The sequence below is a fragment of the Sporosarcina sp. FA15 genome, from assembly GCF_051550195.1.
GTDB classification, from domain to species: Bacteria; Bacillota; Bacilli; order Bacillales_A; family Planococcaceae; genus Sporosarcina; species Sporosarcina psychrophila.
In genome coordinates this window covers 2,110,954-2,130,789 of sequence record NZ_CP188818.1, presented here as the reverse complement: position 1 = coordinate 2,130,789, position 19,836 = coordinate 2,110,954, and the positions used below count along the sequence as shown (strand labels likewise).

Below are 19,836 nucleotides of genomic sequence, written 5' to 3'. Positions count from 1 at the left end.
CAAAGGCAAGAAGTGTAAGAGCACCTGAGGATAGGGAGAGATTAACTATGCAACAAATTATTGCAGCAATCACAAAAGATCAGCTTCGTTCTGATCATCCAGCTTTCCGTGCAGGAGATACAGTTCGTTTGCACGTGAAAATCGTAGAGGGAACGCGCGAGCGTATTCAGCTATTTGAAGGAATTGTTATATCACGTCGTGGAGGCGGAATCAGTGAATCATTCACGGTTCGTAAAATCTCCAACGGTGTAGGTGTTGAGCGTACATTCCCTGTACACACACCAAAAATCACACTACTTGAAGTAATTCGTCGTGGTAAAGTACGTCGTGCGAAATTGTACTACCTTCGCAGTCTGCGCGGAAAAGCTGCACGTATCAAAGAACTTCGATAAAAAATGCAGGAGGCCCACAAACGGCCTCCTTTCTTTTTGCCTCAAAAATAAATAGACTGTACAATAAGAACAGTAGTAAGCAGGAGGCCTTGCCAATGAATGATGAAAAGAAGAAGAAAAACGAAACATGGGAATGGGTCAAGGCGCTTTTAATCGCATTCGGCCTTGCAGCAATCATCCGAGTTTTCCTCTTTACACCGATCGTTGTCGATGGTGTTTCGATGATGCCAACACTTGAGAATGGCGATCGAATGATTGTTAATAAAATTGGTTATACAATTGGAGAACCAAAACGGTTTGATGTCGTTGTGTTTCATGCACCTGAAGAGAAAGATTACATAAAAAGGGTAATTGGACTTCCTGGCGACGAAGTAGAATACCGGGATGACGTTTTATACGTCAATGGAAAACCGTTCGAAGAGCCTTATCTCGATCAATACAAATCGGAAGTGGCAGACAGTCCGCTGACTGAAGATTTCACACTTGAAGAGAAAATCCAAAGCACGACAGTCCCGGCAGATCATGTGTTTGTCATGGGGGATAACAGAAGAAAGAGTAAAGACTCCAGGCATATTGGAGCTGTTGCCATCGATGAAATCATTGGTAGTACAAAAGTCGTTTTCTGGCCGATTAAAGATTTTGGAATTATTAACTGACGGGAGGAACTAACAACATGACAATTCAATGGTTTCCCGGACATATGGCGAAAGCTCGCCGAGAAGTAACCGAAAAACTGAAGCTTGTTGACATCGTTTTTGAATTAATCGATGCTAGGCTTCCACTATCTTCTAGAAATCCGATGATTGACGAAGTCATTCATCAAAAACCAAGACTTCTTATACTGAACAAGATGGACCTTGCGGATGAAACGGAAACAGCACGCTGGATCCGTTATTTTGAAGCGCAAGGAATGCGTGCAGTTGCCATCAATTCATTTGAAGGAAGAGGGCTTCAGACTGTTATAAAAGCTGCGAAAGAGATTTTGGAGCCGAAGTTGGAAAGAATGCGTTCAAGAGGCATTCGTCCGGGCGCCATGCGTGCGATGATAGTGGGGATTCCGAACGTTGGAAAATCGACACTTATTAACAGACTTGCCAAGAAAAATATCGCGAAAACAGGTAATACGCCTGGCGTTACAAAAGCTCAACAGTGGATTAAATATGAAAAAGAGCTTGAACTTTTAGACACGCCAGGTATTCTTTGGCCTAAATTCGAGGATAAAGAAGTTGGCTTTAAGCTTGCACTGACAGGCGCTATTAAGGATAAAATTGTAAATATGGAAGACTTGGCAGTGTATGGCCTTCGTTTCCTCGAGGCGAATTATCCAGCTCGGCTGACAGACAGATATGGATTAACAACCGTCGGCGACGAAATCCTTCCGATTTTTGAAAAGATTGGTTCACTTCGTAAAGTGTATGCTGTCGGTGGAGAAGTTGATTATGACAAAGTGGCAGAGTTGGTTGTCCGTGATATTCGTAATGAATACCTTGGTAAACTGACATTTGACTTCACATCACAACAATCACAAAATGACTAGGCCGATGCCGGCACGGAATTAATTCCGCGGCAATCGGCCTTTTCTTTTATGGGAGTCGAAAAGTGACAAAGATAGCCGATATACTAATAAAGAGATGGATCGATAAGTCGACTGTTACTGGAGAGTGATCAGATTGAAAACGATAAAGGAAATTACGGAACGGCTGACACATGTTAAAGAACCGGAGTCTTGGATGGAAGTGCTGGCGCAGGATTCAAGAACAGGCGTGCAAAATGCACTTAGTCGCTGGAAGCGCCAGTATGAAAAGCGGAAAGCCATAGAACATAATCATATGCTGAAAGAAGCGTTTGATAGGTCTTATGCGCCGTTTGAAGGTGCGTTGATCGCTGGGGTAGATGAGGCGGGGAGAGGACCGTTAGCGGGTCCTGTGGTCACCGCAGCGGTTATTCTGCCACGCGAAACGCCGGAACTTATTGGACTGGATGATTCAAAGGCTATATCAAAGGCAGAACGAGAACGGCTTGCAGAACAGATAAAAAGCGTCGCTATTGCTTATTCAGCGCATATCCAATCAGCCCATATGATTGATGATATGAATATTTACGCCGCAACAAGGGATTCGATGGAACAGGCGGTAGAGGGACTTACTGTCAATCCTGATTTCGTAATCGTGGATGCCATGAAACTCGCTGTAAACTGTCCTACAGAATCAGTCATTAAAGGTGATGCGTTGAGTTTAGCTGTGGCGGCTGCATCGATTATTGCAAAAACAACGAGAGATGCCATTATGGATAATTTACATAACGACTTTCCTATGTATAATTTCAAGAAAAACGCGGGATATGGGACTGGGGAACATGTTCTAGCGCTTCAAACACATGGACCGTGTGAACATCACCGTACAACTTTTGAACCTGTTAAATCAATGTTGGACGGAGGGAGGAAGAACCGATGAATTTTCCTGCTGCGGCAGTATCGGCAAGTCAGGCGGCGGGCGCAGTCCCAAATAGGCCGCTTGTCTTGAATGAAGGTCAAATGGTCCATGGGCAGATTAAGCAGCTTTTTCCCGGCCAAATGGCTGAAGTCCAAATTGGTGGACAAAAGGTATTCGCTAAATTGGAAATTCCGATGAGAGCGGGTGACTCCTACTACTTTCAAGTAAATGCAGTTAAGCCAGAATTGCAGCTGAAGATCATTTCAGGGCCCCTTCAAGCTACAGAAGGGCAGGCGCGGCAACTCGGCGGATTAATGGATGCAATGCAATTGCCAAAGACGCCAGAAATGCAAGCATTGTTGGCATTCGTCATGAAGAATAAAATTCCGATGACGCGGGATAGTTTGCTGGAGGCGGAAACGTTATTAAAAGGCGTACCGCCAGCCGCGCGCAATGAAGCACTCGCGTCACTTCAGAAGATGATTGAGCTGAAATTGCCGCTTACTGAGAATATCTTTCGGTCACTTTTAGGAGTCGAAACAAAAGAAGGGTTGCATAGTGTTTTGACTTCGTTGCGAAATGCGTTGGCCCTGGATAACACGGTTACGTCGCAGGTCAAAGATGCGATTTTATCTGCGCTAGAGAAGATGGCCAAGCCGTTTGCCCAGGTGACAGGAGGAGCGCTACTAGGTCAATCTATCCTCACGTTATTGGATCGTTCCGCGCCTGGAGAAGACCGTTTTGCTACCCTGCAAATGTTGAAAAGTGCGGGTGTTTTACCGGAACGGACATCTCTTGCAAACTTGCCGCAAGTGCTCGCTTCATTGATTTCAGGAGAAGGCGTTGCACGACCAAGTAATGCCTTAACTGCATCGCAATCAGTCCTGGCAGGACCGCAGGACGTTCCCGTCACAACTATGAATAGACAGGCTGCCATTCAGCCTCAAGCGCCTTTAGCGTCAACACCGATTGTGCAGCAGGTGCTGACAATGCTCAAGCAGATTGGAGAAGCTCCGCCAGCTCAACAGAAAGTCCCGTTGGAAAACTTGAAAACGTTAATTTCATCCGATCCGGGGACAACTGCACAGCAGAAAACGGTGCTCACGGCAATGATTGATCGTGCCGTAAATGCACAACCAATTGCACAATCGCCAACGAAGTTTGTTCAGGAATTCAGTCAGGCATATACGCGGATAACGGCAGAAAATGCAGCCGTAACCCCTTTCCAAACTAGTACCTTAGCGGAGGGGCATAAAGAACAATTACTCACCCTACTCGGTCAGCAAGGGACTGAGAAGTTAGCGGTACTACTGCAAAGGGCGGAACGATCTGATAACCCAGCTATCCAGAAAACGGTGCAGGCAGCAGAAGTCGCCGTTGCTTCGATGATTGATGGAAAAGCGTTGAAAGATGCGCTACAAACGGTCATGCGTTCATTCGGGCTCAATTATGAGGCGGGGTTACTCGGAAAAGAACCTGATTTCGGACGTCTTGCGGAAATGTTGAAACCGCAGCTACTGGCTCTGATGCATGATCCATCTGTCTCGGTGGCTCTCCGTGATGCTGCAGAAACAGTCGTCACGAGGATGAATGGGCAGTTACTCCACTCGGGGGAAAACGGTGTGCAACATCAACTGATTATGCAAGTTCCACTTGAGTTTTTTGGCAAGCGTATCGATGCGACATTGCAGTGGAATGGACAAATGCAAAAAGATGGAAAAATAGATGCTGACTATGCACGAATTCTTTTTTATCTCGAACTCGACTCTATTAACAAGACGATTATCGATATGCAAGTCCAGAATAGGGTCGTAATGGTGACCGTCTTTAATGCAGACGAGACGCTTAAGTCGATTGGAGGAGGGCCTCTTCAGGAGAGATTGAAAGAGGGACTCGATTCGACGGGCTATAAATTGTCAGGGGTATTCTTTAAGAATTTTATCGAGGAAGAAAAAAACACGCAGAAACAGAAGAAAACAATGAAAATTGATGGGCAAGGAGTTGACTTCCGCATATGACAGAAGAACGTCATACTCGAAAAGAGGCGGTCGCCCTTTCGTATGAACCGTTTTCGGCAGGTGCTCCAAAAGTAGTCGCGAAAGGGAAAGGGAAAATCGCCGAAAATATATTGGAAAAAGCAAAGGCGAATAATATTCCCATTCAGGAAGATCCAAGCCTCGTTGAAATTTTAGGGCAACTAAACGTTAACGAATCAATTCCAGAGGAATTGTACAAAGCGGTATCCGAAGTATTTGCCTACATTTATCAGATTGACCGCGAACATGGAGCAAAACGAAAAATGAAAGTTTGAAATAGATTCGACAAATTTCTACATTTGGAATTCAATTGTGGACATTGTTTGACATGTTTACTACAATGGATAAGGCAGTAAATTAAATAGCTTAGAAGTACGAATGGAGGATGTAAGATGAATATCCATGAATATCAAGGCAAACAGCTACTAAGAGAATATGGTGTAGCAGTTTCTAACGGTCTTGTTGCTTTCTCTCCTGAGGAAGCAGTAAAAGCTGCAAAGGAACTAGGTACAGACATTATCGTAGTTAAAGCACAAATCCACGCGGGTGGACGTGGGAAAGCGGGCGGCGTTAAGATTGCAAAAAATCTTGATGAAGTTCGTGCTTATGCTAAAGAATTGATTGGTAAGACACTTGTGACTCACCAAACAGGCCCAGAAGGTAAAGAGATCAAACGTCTTCTTATCGAAGAAGGTTCTGATATCAAAAAAGAATACTATCTTGGACTTGTCCTTGACAGTGCAACAGACCGTGTAACACTTATGGGTTCTGAAGAAGGCGGAATGGACATCGAGGAAGTTGCGGAAGCAACACCTGAAAAGATTTTCAAAGAAGTCATCGACCCAGTTGCTGGTTTGACTGGATTCCAAGCACGCCGCATGGCATATAACATGAACATCCCTACGCACCTTGTAAACAAAGCAGCGAAATTCATGCTTGGACTTTACCAAGTGTTCGTAGAAAAAGACGCATCTATTGTTGAAATCAACCCACTAGTTGTAACAGCTGGTGACGATGTACTCGCTCTTGACGCGAAATTCAACTTTGATGACAGTGCACTATACCGTCATAAAGATATCCAAGCACTTCGCGACTATGATGAAGAAGATCCAAAAGAAATCGAAGCTTCAAAATTTGACCTAAGCTATATTTCTCTTGACGGAAACGTTGGTTGTATGGTAAACGGTGCAGGTCTGGCAATGGCTACAATGGATACGATTAACTACTTCGGTGGTTCACCTGCTAACTTCCTTGACGTTGGTGGTAGTGCAACGGCTGAAAAAGTTACAGAAGCGTTCAAAATCATCCTTTCTGATCCAAATGTCAAAGGGATTTTCGTCAACATTTTCGGTGGTATTATGAAGTGTGACGTTATTGCTGAAGGTGTTATTGCTGCATCTAAAGAAGTAGGTCTACAAGTACCACTTGTTGTTCGTTTAGAAGGTACAAACGTCGACTTAGGTAAAGCACTTTTGAATGAATCAGGTTTGAACATCATCGCTGCTGATACGATGGCAGACGGTGCTAAAAAGATTGTAGAACTAGTAGGTTAAGAAAGGCAGGGACAAACGATGAGTATTTTTATTAACAAAGATACAAAAGTTATCGTACAAGGAATTACAGGTGCTACAGCACTTTTCCATACAGAACAAATGCTAGAGTACGGAACGAAAATTGTTGGCGGAGTTACACCTGGTAAAGGTGGAACTGAAGCGGCGGGTGTTCCTGTTTTCAACACAGTTGAAGAAGCTGTAAAAGCAACAGGCGCAAACGTATCAGTTATTTATGTTCCAGCTCCATTTGCTGCAGATGCTATCCTTGAAGCAGTAGAAGCAGAACTTGACATGACAATCTGTATTACAGAACATATTCCAGTACTTGATATGGTCAAAGTTAAGCGCTACATGGAAGGCAAGAAAACACGTCTTGTCGGTCCAAACTGTCCGGGTGTTATCACTGCAGACGAATGTAAAATCGGCATCATGCCTGGCTACATTAATACAAAAGGTCATGTAGGCGTTGTTTCACGTTCAGGTACACTGACGTATGAAGCGGTTCTTCAATTGACGAACGCTGGAATCGGACAGTCAACTTCTGTTGGTATCGGCGGAGACCCAGTTAATGGAACAAACTTCATCGATGTACTAAAAGAATTCAACGAAGATCCTGAGACATATGCAGTAGTTATGATCGGTGAAATCGGTGGAACTGGTGAAGAAGAAGCAGCTGCGTGGATTCAAGCGAACATGACGAAGCCTGTTGTTGGCTTTATCGGTGGTCAAACAGCTCCTGAAGGAAAACGTATGGGCCATGCTGGTGCCATCATTTCCGGCGGTAAAGGAACAGCTGCTGAGAAAATCAAAGCACTTAACGCTGCAGGCGTTGAAGTTGCGGACACGCCATCTGTTATCGGCGAAACATTAATTAAAGTAATTAAAGAAAAAGGTCTATACGAAAAGTGTAAAACACATTAATATGAAAGATGCAGCGTGCTAGTTTATGCGCTGCATCTTTTTTTACTTTAAAAGGAGGGATTCGATGGTACTGACAGATGCCGAAAGGCGATTACTAGCGCTCCACTATGTATTTCCGGTGCCTTTGAACAGATTAAACAGACTTTACGAGATAGACCCCAATCTCGAAAAGTTATATGTTTACAAGGCGGTTGAACTTGCTCATATCCTAAACATCTCTGTGTCAAAAGCGATTCAATTGAAAGACAGTCTAGACCGTAACGCAGACACCCCCTACGAAGCGTTATATGAGCGGAATGCAATCACCCCAATCCCGTTCACCAATCCCTTATATCCTGACCAGTTACACGTACTTATTGATCCTCCGGCAGTTCTCTATGCAAAAGGGGACCACACATTACTCGCGAAACAATTTAAAGTGGCTATTATTGGAGCTCGGAAAGCAACTGTTTATTCACAAGAAGTGATGTCGCTTATTGTACCTCCACTTGTAGAAAATGGAGCTATTATCGTATCGGGATTAGCAACGGGAGCCGACACGATGGCGCATATAGCAGCACTTAAATACGGCGGTAAAACAATTGCAGTACTTGGGCATGGATTTTTCCATCTTTACCCGAAAGAGAATCGTGCACTCGCCGAAAGAATAGCACTAAATCATCTTCTAATTACAGAATACCCACCATATGTAAACCCGGAACGTTGGACTTTTCCGATGCGCAATCGTATCATAAGCGGGTTGTCAGATGCGGTCGTTGTCACCGAATCGGCAGATAAAAGTGGAACGATGAGTACGGTCGAACATGCACTTGATCACGGGAAAGATATCTATGCAGTTCCCGGGCCAGTCACATCATTGTTATCAGCTGGTCCAAATAGGTTGATAGATGAAGGTGCAAGACCGGTATGGAACGGGTTCCAAATCGTCGAATCACTCGTTTTCAATGGATGAATAAAACTCTTTTTCATTGAAAAGGTTGCTTTAATCTTAAAACTGGTATACATTTTGCAACAGATATTCTTTTGGGTTAAAGTTCAAAAGGAAGGACAAAAAAAGCCGAGGAGTAATTAAGAAGCGTAGCCTTCGAGCACCGCAGCGTATGTTGTTTATATGTGAGGAGCGGAAGAGCAAGCTGACAAGAACGCAGCCTAAGATCGCCACGTCCTGTGGCAACAGCCGCGTGACCCGCTTCGAGCGGCCCTTCGACAGCTATTAATGAACTTCTGTTAAAGACTCCGCGTCCTGCGGCAACACAGAAGTCAGCATGTCCTGTGCAAGTCCGGACTTTTTGAACTACCTCTTTTGATGAATAAATACAAAACCTCTTTAAGGAGGCATACACTTAATGGCAGACTACCTAGTAATTGTGGAATCGCCCGCAAAGGCAAAAACGATTGAACGCTATCTCGGAAAAAAATATAAAGTGCGTGCATCACTCGGGCATTTACGTGATCTTCCACGAAGTCAGATGGGCGTAGATACCGAAAATGATTTCGAACCGAAATACATTACGATTCGCGGCAAAGGCCCGATTCTTCAAGACTTGAAAAAAGAAGCTAAAAAAGCTAAAAAAATCTTTCTCGCAGCTGACCCCGACAGAGAAGGGGAAGCGATTGCATGGCATTTGGCAAACCAGCTTGGCGTAGATATCGAATCAGATTGTCGAGTTGTTTTCAATGAAATAACAAAAGAAGCAATTAAAGAATCATTTAAGAATCCACGTCCAATCGATATGGATCGTGTCGATGCTCAACAAGCTCGCCGCATTTTAGATCGACTTGTAGGCTACAACATCAGCCCTATACTTTGGAAAAAAGTGAAAAAAGGGTTATCCGCTGGCCGGGTTCAATCCGTCGCACTTCGCATGATTATCGACAGAGAAAATGAAATCAATGCATTCGTTCCTGAAGAATACTGGAGCATCTCCGGTCAATTCGAAAAAGACGATACAACATTCGAAGCGGATTTCTTCGGCGATTCGAAGAAAAAAGTAAAACTTACAGACAAACAACAGGTCGATGAAATCTTAAGCCGGTTAAGCGGAGATACATTCGATATTGCGAATGTGGTTAAAAAAGAGCGCAAACGAAATCCAGCATTGCCGTTCACGACTTCATCTTTGCAACAGGAAGCGGCACGAAAGCTAAACTTCCGAGCGAAAAAAACAATGATGCTTGCCCAACAGCTTTATGAAGGGATCAACCTTGGTAAAGAAGGTCAAGTTGGTCTAATTACGTACATGAGAACTGATTCGACTCGAATTGCCGATAGCGCAAAAGAGGAAGCAAGATCATTCATCGAAACAATGTATGGGCAAGAATTTGTAGCGACATCAAAGCCAGCAGCTAAAAGCAGTACCGCAAAAACGCAGGACGCACACGAGGCGGTACGCCCGACATCTGTTATGCGACCACCTGCAGCTATGAAAACAGTATTGTCACGGGATCAACTACGGCTTTATAAACTCATATGGGAACGACTCGTCGCCAGTCAAATGGCGCCAGCGGTACTCGATACGGTTGCGGTCGATCTTGTGAATGGTGATGTTCGCTTCAGGGCGAATGGTTCGCAAGTTAAATTCCAAGGGTTCATGAAAGTGTATGTTGAAGGTGATGATGATAAAGAAGAGGAGAAAGACCGTATCCTCCCGCCGCTTGAAGAAGGCGAACAAGTGAAGTTTAGTGAAATCGATCCCAAACAGCACTTTACCCAGCCACCACCGAGGTTTTCGGAAGCGAGATTGGTCAAGACGCTTGAGGAGCAGGGAATAGGTCGTCCATCAACATACGCACCGACGCTCGACACAATCCAAAAACGAGGCTATGTCGTCCTCGATGCGAAAAGATTCCTTCCGACAGAACTTGGCGGTATTGTTCACCAGGCCGTAGATCAATACTTCCCTAATATTATCGACCTTGAGTTTACAGCTCAAATGGAAAAAGAACTTGATAATGTGGAGCATGGTCTGATTAAATGGAAGAAGGTTATTGATAACTTCTATGGCGATTTTGAGAAGCATGTGCAAATCGCAGATGCAGAGATGGAAAAAATAGAAATCAAAGATGAACCAGCTGGCGAAGACTGTGAGAAATGCGGTTCTCCTATGGTCTATAAATTGGGTCGATACGGCAAGTTTATGGCTTGTTCCGATTTTCCGGATTGCCGCAATACGAAAGCTATTATCAAACCAATCGGTGTGACTTGTCCAACATGTAAAGAAGGACAAGTCGTCGAACGGAAAAGTAAGACAAAACGTATATTTTATGGCTGTGACAGATATCCGGAATGTGAATACGTTTCATGGGATAAGCCGATTACAAGACCATGTCCGAAATGCGAAAGCACGCTAGTTGAAAAGAAACTGAAAAAAGGTGTACAGATTCAATGTACAGAATGTGACTATAAAGAAGATACGCAGTAAAAAAGAAAAGCGGAGGGCGCCGCCTAGATGCGGCAGGCATAAGGCGGTTTGGCGAAGTGGCGTACTTTGCCGCGCAGCCGAAACGACTTATGACCCGAGCATCTGGCGCCCGGAGTCTGGACAATGAGAAAAGCGGAAGCGCCTGGTCAGGGGCGACAGGCATAAGACGGACCGGCGACGCGGCGTACTTTGCCGCATAGCTGGGCTGGCTTATGACCCCCTAGCCCCTAGGCGCTGGAGTCTGGACAATAGAGAAAAGCGGAAGCGCCTGTTTAGCCCCGAAAAGCGCTGGAAGGCTTGTGATAAAGGCGTACTTTGCCTTTATCAGCAAGACTTAAGCGACTTAAGGGGCTAGGCGCTGAAGCCAAGACAACAAGAACATTAGAGAGAAGGTGACGGGATGACACTCATCGTAAATGTGATAGGTGCAGGCCTCGCTGGGAGTGAGGCTGCATGGCAAATTGCTAGCCGTGGAGTGAACGTACGTTTATATGAAATGCGACCGGTAAAACAGACGCCTGCGCACCATACAGACAAATTTGCTGAGCTCGTGTGCAGTAACTCGTTGCGCGCGAACAATTTGACGAATGCAGTTGGAATTATCAAAGAAGAAATGAGGATGCTCGACTCTCTCATTATTCGAGCAGCTGACGCTTGTGCGGTTCCTGCTGGAGGGGCATTGGCAGTCGACCGCCACGAGTTCGCTGGCCATGTTACCGACACGATTCGAAACCATCCGCTTATCGAAATTATAAATGAAGAAGTGACGGAACTACCGGAAGGCATTACGATTATTGCGACGGGTCCGCTGACATCACCGGCACTTGCTGAACAAATTCGTAAACTGACAGGCGAGGAATATTTATATTTCTATGATGCTGCAGCACCAATTATAGAAAAAGACTCCATCGATATGGACAAAGTCTATTTAAAATCTCGTTATGATAAAGGCGAAGCAGCCTATTTAAACTGCCCAATGAATGAGGAAGAATTTGAACGATTCTATAATGCGCTTGTGGCGGCAGAAATTGTACCCCTTAAAGAGTTCGAAAAAGAAATCTACTTCGAAGGATGTATGCCGGTGGAAGTGGTTGCCCAGCGCGGAGCACAGACTTTGTTATTCGGCGCACTTAAACCAGTTGGACTTGAACATCCGGTAACAGGAAAACTTGCAAAAGCAGTCATTCAGCTTCGTCAAGATGATGCTGCTGGTACTCTATTCAACATCGTAGGGTTTCAAACGCATATGAAATGGGGCGCGCAAAAGGAAGTAATCAGGCTTATCCCGGGTCTTGAAAACGTTGAAATCGTCCGCTATGGTGTCATGCATCGTAACACATTTATTAACTCACCACGTGTGCTCGATGCGACTTATCAGTTAAAGGCAAACTCCAATGTATTTTTCGCAGGACAGATGACTGGTGTAGAAGGGTATGTTGAATCGGCAGGTTCGGGCTTGATAGCCGGCATTAACGCCGCCAATCTGGCACTTGGTAAAGAATTAATCCTTTTCCCGCACGAAACAGCACTCGGGAGCATGGCGCGATATGTCACTGAAGCCAATCCGCAGAACTTCCAGCCCATGAATATCAATTTTGGTCTTTTCCCGGAACTTGGTAAACGCGTTAGGACCAAATTGGAACGTGCTGAGAAGCATGCAGAACGTGCACTTAAAGCGATTAGTGAGTTTCAGTTAGTATCACTATCTTGAATAATTTGATATTAAAAGGAGAAGGCTAGGGATGTATTCCAAGCCTTCTCCTTTTAATTGTCTAAATTACGTTGGCCATGAATACCTATATAAACTAAGCGAAGGTGCCTTACAAAGAATTATTCATTTCAATTTATATTGGAAATTATAAAATCTAGTACGCTGGATAAGTTACGAATAAGAGAATTGACGTCTAGATTACAGTGCTTTTGCTCTGTATATGAACAAATTGTGTCAGGAACATGAACAAATTGAAAGAGGTCAGACTTCTTGGCTATTGATAGTTGCCGTAGGATCAACATGTATTGTATAGTGAATCGTGGATGACTTTTGAATTTCTGGATTAGTCGCTTTCTTTCGGCTATTAGTCAACTCGCTTTACTATGACGTTTCGTAAATAATGTGTTATTATTCAAATGACTCGAAATACTTTAATAACTTAAAGGCTTTTTATTCAGGGAGGATGAAGTGTATGACAGTACAACCTTCTATCATCCGTGATGAATACATTTCGTACGTACGCTTAGAAAAGAACTATTCATATCACACAGTATCAGAGTATGAAAAAGATGTTGATGCATTTCTGTCGTTCCTGGAAGTCGAAGGAATTACAGATTTGAACGATGTGACTTACCCTGAAGCAAGACTTTATGCTACTGAACTGTATGACTTGGGTTTATCGAGAGCATCGATTTCTAGAAAAATATCTTCTATCCGTTCCTTTTTTAAATTTTCAAATGACAGGTATGACATTAGTGATAGCGCATTTCGTTCTCTCCATCACCCGAAGAAGGAAGAAAGACTTCCGGCTTTTTTTTATGAAGAGGAAATGGAGTCCTTATTTTCATCTTGTGAGGGGGAAGATAGAAAGTCTTTGCGTGATTATGCACTCCTTGAATTACTCTACGCAACCGGCATGCGGGTCAGCGAGCTGACTGCTGTCAAAACGCATGATATCGATGATCACCTTGGCATTGTTTTGGTAATGGGAAAAGGACGTAAGGAACGATATGTACCATTCGGTAGTTTTGCGCAATCTGCACTGGATGCTTATCGTGAGAAAAGTAGACTGAATTTGATGAAACAGAAAGAGCACGACATGCTGTTCGTCAATTTGCGGGGAGACCCCCTGACTGATCGAGGTGTGCGCCATATCTTAAGCATGATGATGGAACGCGCATCACTTCACTCTAAAATCTATCCACATATGATTCGCCACTCTTTTGCCACCCACCTTTTGGCGGGGGGCGCCGACATGAGAACCGTTCAGGAGCTACTTGGACACAGTCACTTATCTTCAACGCAAGTGTATACACATATAACAAAAGAGCATTTAAGGAAAACATATATGAATACGCATCCGCGAGCATAGGAGGATGATCTGATGGAATTCCATGCAACGACAATCTTTGCCATTCGCCATGAAGGGTCTTGTGCCATGTCAGGCGATGGGCAAGTGACGGTAGGAAATGCAGTCGTCATGAAACATACGGCAAAAAAAGTCCGCCGAATTTTTGGTGGTAAAGTACTGGCAGGTTTTGCTGGATCGGTAGCGGACGCTTTTACGCTATTCGAATTGTTCGAAGCCAAACTGACAGAGTACAATGGCAACCTTCAAAGGGCTTCTGTTGAACTTGCGAAAGAATGGCGTGGTGACCGGATTCTACGGAAACTTGAGGCGATGCTCCTTGTAATGGATAACGAGCGTTTGTTACTCGTGTCTGGAACAGGAGAAGTAATTGAACCGGATGATGGTGTTTTGGCAATCGGTTCAGGTGGCCATTACGCACTTGCGGCTGGCCGGGCTTTGAAAAAGTACAGTGGGCATTCGCTCACTGCAGCAGAAATTGCCCAAGCGGCACTAGAGACGGCTGCAGAAATATGCGTTTTCACAAATGATCATATTATTGTGGAGGTACTCGAATGATAAAGAGACAAGAGCTGACACCCAAGGAATTGACTGCACATCTCGATAGATATATTATCGGTCAAGACAAAGCCAAGCGTGCAGTGGCTGTAGCCATTCGTAACAGGTACAGAAGAAGTCTGCTTTCTGATGACGAGAAAAGTGAAATCATACCGAAAAACATACTTATGATTGGCCCGACAGGTGTCGGGAAAACTGAAATCGCGAGAAGAATCGCTAAGCTAGTAAATGCTCCATTCCTTAAAGTAGAAGCGACGAAGTTTACAGAAGTAGGTTATGTAGGCCGTGATGTCGAGTCGATGATAAGAGATTTAACAGAAGCGGGCGTTCGAATTGTTCGGGAAGAGCAGCGTGAAGCTGTGAAAGGGCATGCGGTTATTCTTGCAGAAGAACGACTAATCGAATTACTTGTTCCTGAAAAAAAGAAAATGGGCGGTATGCAAAACCCGTTTGAAATGTTGTTTGGCCAAAAAGCAGAGCAGGAAGAACCTGATTATGCAGAAGTAGCCGAAGTGAAGCGTAAACGCTCTGAGATTGCGACAAGCCTCAAAGCGGGGGAACTTGAAGAACAAATGGTCACTGTAGAAGTTACTGCACAGCAGCCATCTATGTTTGACGCTTTACAAGGGTCGGGTATGGAACAGATGGGTGCGAATATGCAAGACGCATTTTCTTCTCTTATGCCGAAAAAGACAGTCAAGCGCAAAATGAAAGTAAAGGATGCCCGCATCGCACTTGAAGCGGAAGAGGCTGACAAGCTGATTGATCATGATGAAATCTCAAGACGAGCAATCGAGCTTACAGAGCAGTCAGGTATCATCTTCATTGATGAAATGGACAAAATTGCTAGTCGGGGCGGAAGTGGTTCGTCAGCAGATGTTTCACGGGAAGGCGTTCAGCGGGATATATTACCAATCGTTGAAGGCTCGACTGTTTCGACTAAGTACGGTACAGTAAAGACCGATTTCATTTTGTTTATTGCGGCAGGGGCGTTCCATATGTCAAAACCCTCCGATATTATTCCGGAACTGCAAGGACGCTTTCCAATTCGGGTCGAACTTGAAAAGCTGACGAAGAATGACTTTGAACGTATTTTAAAAGAGCCTGATTTTTCTCTTATCCGTCAATATGAAAAATTGCTCAATACGGAAAATGTTGTTTTGGATTTTACTGACGAAGCAATTAGCCGACTTGCTGAAATTGCATTTGAAGTGAATGATGATACGGAGAATATCGGTGCAAGGCGTCTACATACTATCTTGGAGAAATTACTCGAAGAACTATCGTATGAAGCGGCTGATATCGGACCGGCAACGATTAAAATAACACCCGCGTATGTCGATGAAAAGCTGAAAGATATCGCGAAAAATAAAGATTTATCACATTTTATACTTTAATTGAAACGTTTTAGTTTATTTAATGATTAAAAACCTTTAGAATATTCACTAAACGCTAAGCAACTATTATGAGGAGGAAAAAAACAAATGAATTTATTATCAAAAACACGTGAAATTAACGCAATGCTACAAGAATCGGCAGGAAAACCTGTAAACTTTAAGGAAATGGCTGAGAAGCTTAGTTCTGTTATCGACTGTAATGCATTTATCGTAAGCAGAAAAGGGAAATTACTTGGTTTAGAAATACACCACCAAATCGAAAACGAACGCATGAAGCAAATGTTCGTTGATCGTAAATTCCCTGAGGAATATACAAATCGTTTGTTTGAAGTAAGAGAAACATCTTCAAATCTGGATGTATACAGTTCACACACAGTCTTTCCAGTTGAAAATCGTGAACTCTTCAAAGACGGCTTAACAACAATTGTTCCAATCGTTGGTGGCGGTGAACGTCTTGGTACACTAATCTTGGCTAGACTTAAAGAAGATTTCCAGGATGATGATTTGATCCTTGCGGAATACGGTGCGACTGTTGTCGGGATGGAAATTTTACGTGAGAAATCAGAGAAAATTGAAATCGAAGCACGTAGTAAAGCAGTTGTTCAAATGGCTATCAATTCCCTTTCTTATAGTGAACACGAAGCGATTGAGCACATTTTCCATGAGCTTGATGGTAATGAAGGTCTACTAGTCGCATCTAAAATTGCAGACCGTGTAGGTATTACACGTTCTGTAATCGTAAATGCACTTCGTAAACTAGAAAGTGCTGGCGTTATCGAATCTCGTTCCCTAGGAATGAAAGGGACATATATCAAGGTCCTTAATAATAAATTCCTTGAAGAACTTGAAAAACAAAAATCATAAGTATGTATTAGGTATAAAGGCACTTCTTCCGGATTTGGGGAGAAGTGCTTTTTTGTTCTTAATATAAATCGAAATAAAAAGAATAAACTGACACTTGGAGGGTATGTATAAGAGTAATGGATAAATGAAGGCTTTGGAACTAAGTATTCTATTTATATAATTAATCTACTATAAAAAAGGTTGTTTTGAACTAATAGATATTACCCTTCTAATATAGACAAGAATCAACAAAATCCGCTACAATAGAAGTATGTGTTAAGAGTAATAGATTAGTACTGGGGAATGAATACTATTTGATTCACCAATAGAGGGAACAAGAGGTGGTAACAATGAATTTGTTTGGATCGACGATAACGCAATTGGAGCGCGGATTGGATTATTCTGCAACAAAAGGGAAAGCGATTTCGCAAAATATAGCAAATGTCGACACGCCGAATTATAAAGCGAAAAATGTCAGCTTTAAAGATGTTTTTGCAAACGTTCAAGCGAATTCGTTGGAAGCTTATAAAACAGACGAGCGGCATATCAATTTCAAGCCTAATACGGCGCATTCAGGTGTTTTTAATTACTCAAATCTTCGTTATCGACAAGATGGAAATGGCGTAGATATGGATAAGGAACAGGCTGATCTTGCGGCTAACCAAATTTACTATAACGCAGTTGTCGACCGTATTAACGGAAAGTTCAATACGTTACAAAATGTAATTAAAGGAGGTCGTTGACGTTGACGATATTCCATAGCTTGAATACGTCTGCATCTGCATTGACAGCGCAACGCATGCGGATGGATGTCATTTCGTCCAATATGGCGAACATCGATACAACGCGGGGGAAAATGGTAGACGGTGAATGGCAACCCTATCGCCGTAAATCAGTTACATTTCAACCGCGTGAAGGGCAATTCTCATCGATGCTAAATGCCTCGATGGGTAAATCAATAAAAGGGTCGGCAGGATATGGCGTTACGGTTTCTAGGATTAAAGAAGATACCGAAACGCCATTTAAACTTGTCTTTGATCCGTCTCATCCCGATGCGAATGACGAAGGATATGTTTCGATGCCAAATGTTGATCCGCTGCGGGAAATGATTGACCTGATGTCCGCTACACGTTCTTATGAAGCAAACGTAACAGTGATTAATGCTAATAAATCAATGCTTATGAAAGCTCTTGAAATCGGCAAATAATGAAACTGGAAGGATGTTACCTTAATGGCTATACAGTCTATTTTTAATCCTGTGCAATCGGCAGGAGTACTTAAGATGGAAAATCAAATGAAACCAACTCCAACACCATATGAAGCGCAACAAAGTTTCGGAACCTTTTTAAAAGATGCGATTCAAGAAGTTAATAATAAACAATCAGATTCAGATATGATGACGGAAAAGTTAGTGCGTGGTGGCGATGTCGAACTTCATGATGTCATGATTACAGCACAAAAGGCGTCGATTGCGTTAAATGCAACGATGGAAGTTCGAAATAAAGTAATTGAAGCGTATCAAGAAGTCATCCGGATGCCTGTTTGAGTGTACGCGACATATAAGTTGTCCATTATTGAATTACGCAAGTTGACCGGGGGATTACAATGAATGAAAGATTGACGAAAATCAAGACGGATCTACAAACGTTTTGGTCGAGTCGTACAAAAATACAAAAAGGTACTTATATCGGATCCACTATCGCCGTTATTTTAATCGCTGCTTTCTTGACGTTCTTTCTATCAAGGACGGAATATGTGCCACTCTATTCGGAGGTGTCTCGGGCGGAAATCGGACGCATTAAAGAACAGCTTGATGCTCAAGGGGTTAAAAATAAAGTTGCACCAGGTGGGACATCGATACTAGTGCCGCGGGACAGCGTAGACTCTTTATTGGTGTCCCTTGCGGCAGAAGGTTTTCCAAACTCAGGAATGATTGATTACTCGTTCTTTGCAGAAAATGCAGGATTTGGAACGACGGACAATGAGTTCAATATGATTAAACTTGCTTCGATGCAAACTGAACTTGCGAACCTGATTAAAGGTATCGAAGGTGTAAAAGATGCAAAAGTAATGGTCACATTGCCAACAGAGAGTGTTTTTTTGAATGAGAGTACGCAACAGGCAAGTGCATCAATCATGTTGAAAACTGATGCGGGACACCAATTCACTGAACCACAGATTACTGCACTTTATAATCTAATATCGAAAAGTATACCGAATCTGTCGACTGATGATATTGTCATCATGAATCAGTACTCCGAGTATTTTGATTTGAAAGCTACAGATAATGCGTACGGACCTAGCATTACGGATCAAATGACGCTTAAAAAAACAATCGAACGTGATTTGCAACGCCAAGTACAGATGATGCTTGGAACAATGATGGGACAAGATAAAATTGTGGTCTCAGTCACAACTGATATTGACTTCCAACTTGAAAACAGGGAAGAGAATCTTGTACAGCCCGTCGACGAGGAGAGTATGGAAGGCATTGCACTTAGCGTACAGCGTCTTACTGAATCGTTTACAGGAAATGGGCCAGTTGCGGGTGGAACTCCTGCAGGAGAGGACCCTACAGATAATGGAACAGGCTACGTGGAAGGGTCCTTTTCAAACGGCGATTATGAAAAAATCGAAGAAACGGTTAACAATGAAGTGAACCGCATTCGTAAAGAAATTGTTGAAAGCCCTTATAAGATTCGTGATATCGGAATCCAAGTAATGGTTGAACCACCAACAGCAGATGATCCAACATCAATGCCACCGGGAATGCAAGATGATGTCCAGCGCATATTGGAAACAATCATTCGTACATCTATCGACAAAGAGGCTGCTGGTGCGCTGACGATGGCGGAATTGAATGACAAGATTGCTGTTTCCGTACAGCCTTTTAATGGGAAAACAGTTGACTTGTCTACACCGAAGTCCGCAATCCCATGGTGGATTTACGTGATTGGTGGGGTCCTACTTCTTATTATCGGTATTCTAGTGTTTATGTCCATTAGGAATCGCCGAAAAGCGGAAGAAATGGAAGAAGAATTGATTATGGAAGAACAGCTTGCAACATTTGACGTAGATGACATTAATAATGAACTTGAAACAGAAGGAACTGTCCGTAGGAAACAACTCGAGAAGATGGCAAAAGAGAAACCAGAAGAGTTTGCCAAACTATTGCGTACATGGATAGCCGAGGAATGACGGA

19 protein-coding genes are annotated in these 19,836 nt (G+C 43.3%); all 19 read left to right on the top strand.

Going from position 1 to position 19,836, the window contains the following annotated elements; all coding sequences use genetic code 11:
- Positions 1–47 precede the first annotated feature (47 nt).
- The 19 genes from rplS (at position 48) to fliF (ending at position 19,832) form a co-directional block, all read left to right on the top strand.
- Positions 48–392: a 50S ribosomal protein L19 gene (gene rplS / locus ACP8HG_RS10280; RefSeq protein ID WP_067211295.1), complete on the top strand. Its 345-nt coding sequence runs from the start codon at positions 48–50 to the stop codon at positions 390–392.
- 95 nt (positions 393–487) lie between these two features.
- Positions 488–1,048 carry a signal peptidase I gene (gene lepB / locus ACP8HG_RS10275; protein WP_067211292.1) on the top strand — a complete coding sequence of 187 codons (561 nt, stop codon included), beginning with the start codon at positions 488–490 and terminating at the stop codon, positions 1,046–1,048.
- A gap of 17 nt (positions 1,049–1,065) precedes the next feature.
- Complete coding sequence (gene ylqF / locus ACP8HG_RS10270; protein WP_338655849.1) at positions 1,066–1,929, top strand: ribosome biogenesis GTPase YlqF; 864 nt, start codon at positions 1,066–1,068, stop codon at positions 1,927–1,929.
- A gap of 124 nt (positions 1,930–2,053) precedes the next feature.
- Positions 2,054–2,845: a ribonuclease HII gene (locus ACP8HG_RS10265; protein ID WP_338655850.1), complete on the top strand. Its 792-nt coding sequence runs from the start codon at positions 2,054–2,056 to the stop codon at positions 2,843–2,845.
- On the top strand, positions 2,842–4,842 hold the full coding sequence (locus tag ACP8HG_RS10260; protein ID WP_438298585.1) for a hypothetical protein: 2,001 nt from the start codon (positions 2,842–2,844) through the stop codon (positions 4,840–4,842). Before ACP8HG_RS10265 ends, ACP8HG_RS10260 begins: the two co-directional genes overlap by 4 nt.
- On the top strand, positions 4,839–5,135 hold the full coding sequence (locus ACP8HG_RS10255) for an EscU/YscU/HrcU family type III secretion system export apparatus switch protein (protein WP_067211281.1): 297 nt from the start codon (positions 4,839–4,841) through the stop codon (positions 5,133–5,135). Before ACP8HG_RS10260 ends, ACP8HG_RS10255 begins: the two co-directional genes overlap by 4 nt.
- Before the next feature lie 117 nt (positions 5,136–5,252).
- A complete protein-coding gene (gene sucC, locus ACP8HG_RS10250) occupies positions 5,253–6,413 on the top strand; it encodes an ADP-forming succinate--CoA ligase subunit beta (RefSeq protein ID WP_067211279.1) in 1,161 nt (386 codons plus the stop codon).
- Positions 6,414–6,431: 18 nt separating this feature from the next.
- Entirely contained in the window at positions 6,432–7,334 is a 903-nt protein-coding gene (gene sucD, locus ACP8HG_RS10245) for a succinate--CoA ligase subunit alpha (protein ID WP_067211276.1), read from the top strand.
- Positions 7,335–7,398: 64 nt separating this feature from the next.
- Positions 7,399–8,286, top strand: a complete 888-nt coding sequence (gene dprA, locus ACP8HG_RS10240) for a DNA-processing protein DprA (RefSeq protein WP_067211274.1) — start codon at positions 7,399–7,401, stop codon at positions 8,284–8,286.
- A gap of 394 nt (positions 8,287–8,680) precedes the next feature.
- Complete coding sequence (topA, locus tag ACP8HG_RS10235; RefSeq protein WP_067211271.1) at positions 8,681–10,756, top strand: type I DNA topoisomerase; 2,076 nt, start codon at positions 8,681–8,683, stop codon at positions 10,754–10,756.
- Between the two features lie 400 nt (positions 10,757–11,156).
- Positions 11,157–12,467: an FADH(2)-oxidizing methylenetetrahydrofolate--tRNA-(uracil(54)-C(5))-methyltransferase TrmFO gene (gene trmFO, locus ACP8HG_RS10230; RefSeq protein ID WP_438298584.1), complete on the top strand. Its 1,311-nt coding sequence runs from the start codon at positions 11,157–11,159 to the stop codon at positions 12,465–12,467.
- 472 nt (positions 12,468–12,939) lie between these two features.
- Positions 12,940–13,839: a tyrosine recombinase XerC gene (gene xerC / locus ACP8HG_RS10225; RefSeq protein WP_421101223.1), complete on the top strand. Its 900-nt coding sequence runs from the start codon at positions 12,940–12,942 to the stop codon at positions 13,837–13,839.
- Between the two features lie 9 nt (positions 13,840–13,848).
- Positions 13,849–14,394 (top strand): ATP-dependent protease subunit HslV, encoded by a 546-nt coding sequence (gene hslV / locus ACP8HG_RS10220; RefSeq protein WP_156476072.1) that lies wholly within the window; start codon positions 13,849–13,851, stop codon positions 14,392–14,394.
- Positions 14,394–15,791, top strand: a complete 1,398-nt coding sequence (gene hslU, locus ACP8HG_RS10215) for an ATP-dependent protease ATPase subunit HslU (protein ID WP_231885845.1) — start codon at positions 14,394–14,396, stop codon at positions 15,789–15,791. The genes hslV and hslU overlap by 1 nt, the downstream gene beginning before the upstream one ends.
- Positions 15,792–15,878: 87 nt before the next feature.
- Positions 15,879–16,655, top strand: coding sequence for a GTP-sensing pleiotropic transcriptional regulator CodY (gene codY, locus ACP8HG_RS10210; RefSeq protein WP_067211258.1), 777 nt, complete (start codon positions 15,879–15,881; stop codon positions 16,653–16,655).
- Positions 16,656–16,984: 329 nt separating this feature from the next.
- Complete coding sequence (gene flgB, locus ACP8HG_RS10205; protein ID WP_067211257.1) at positions 16,985–17,377, top strand: flagellar basal body rod protein FlgB; 393 nt, start codon at positions 16,985–16,987, stop codon at positions 17,375–17,377.
- A gap of 2 nt (positions 17,378–17,379) precedes the next feature.
- The gene (gene flgC, locus ACP8HG_RS10200; RefSeq protein ID WP_067211254.1) at positions 17,380–17,841 is read left to right on the top strand and encodes a flagellar basal body rod protein FlgC; all 462 of its coding nucleotides are present in this window, start codon (positions 17,380–17,382) and stop codon (positions 17,839–17,841) included.
- A gap of 75 nt (positions 17,842–17,916) precedes the next feature.
- On the top strand, positions 17,917–18,180 hold the full coding sequence (gene fliE, locus ACP8HG_RS10195) for a flagellar hook-basal body complex protein FliE (protein WP_231885696.1): 264 nt from the start codon (positions 17,917–17,919) through the stop codon (positions 18,178–18,180).
- 59 nt (positions 18,181–18,239) lie between these two features.
- Entirely contained in the window at positions 18,240–19,832 is a 1,593-nt protein-coding gene (gene fliF / locus ACP8HG_RS10190) for a flagellar basal-body MS-ring/collar protein FliF (RefSeq protein WP_067211250.1), read from the top strand.
- Positions 19,833–19,836 lie beyond the last annotated feature (4 nt).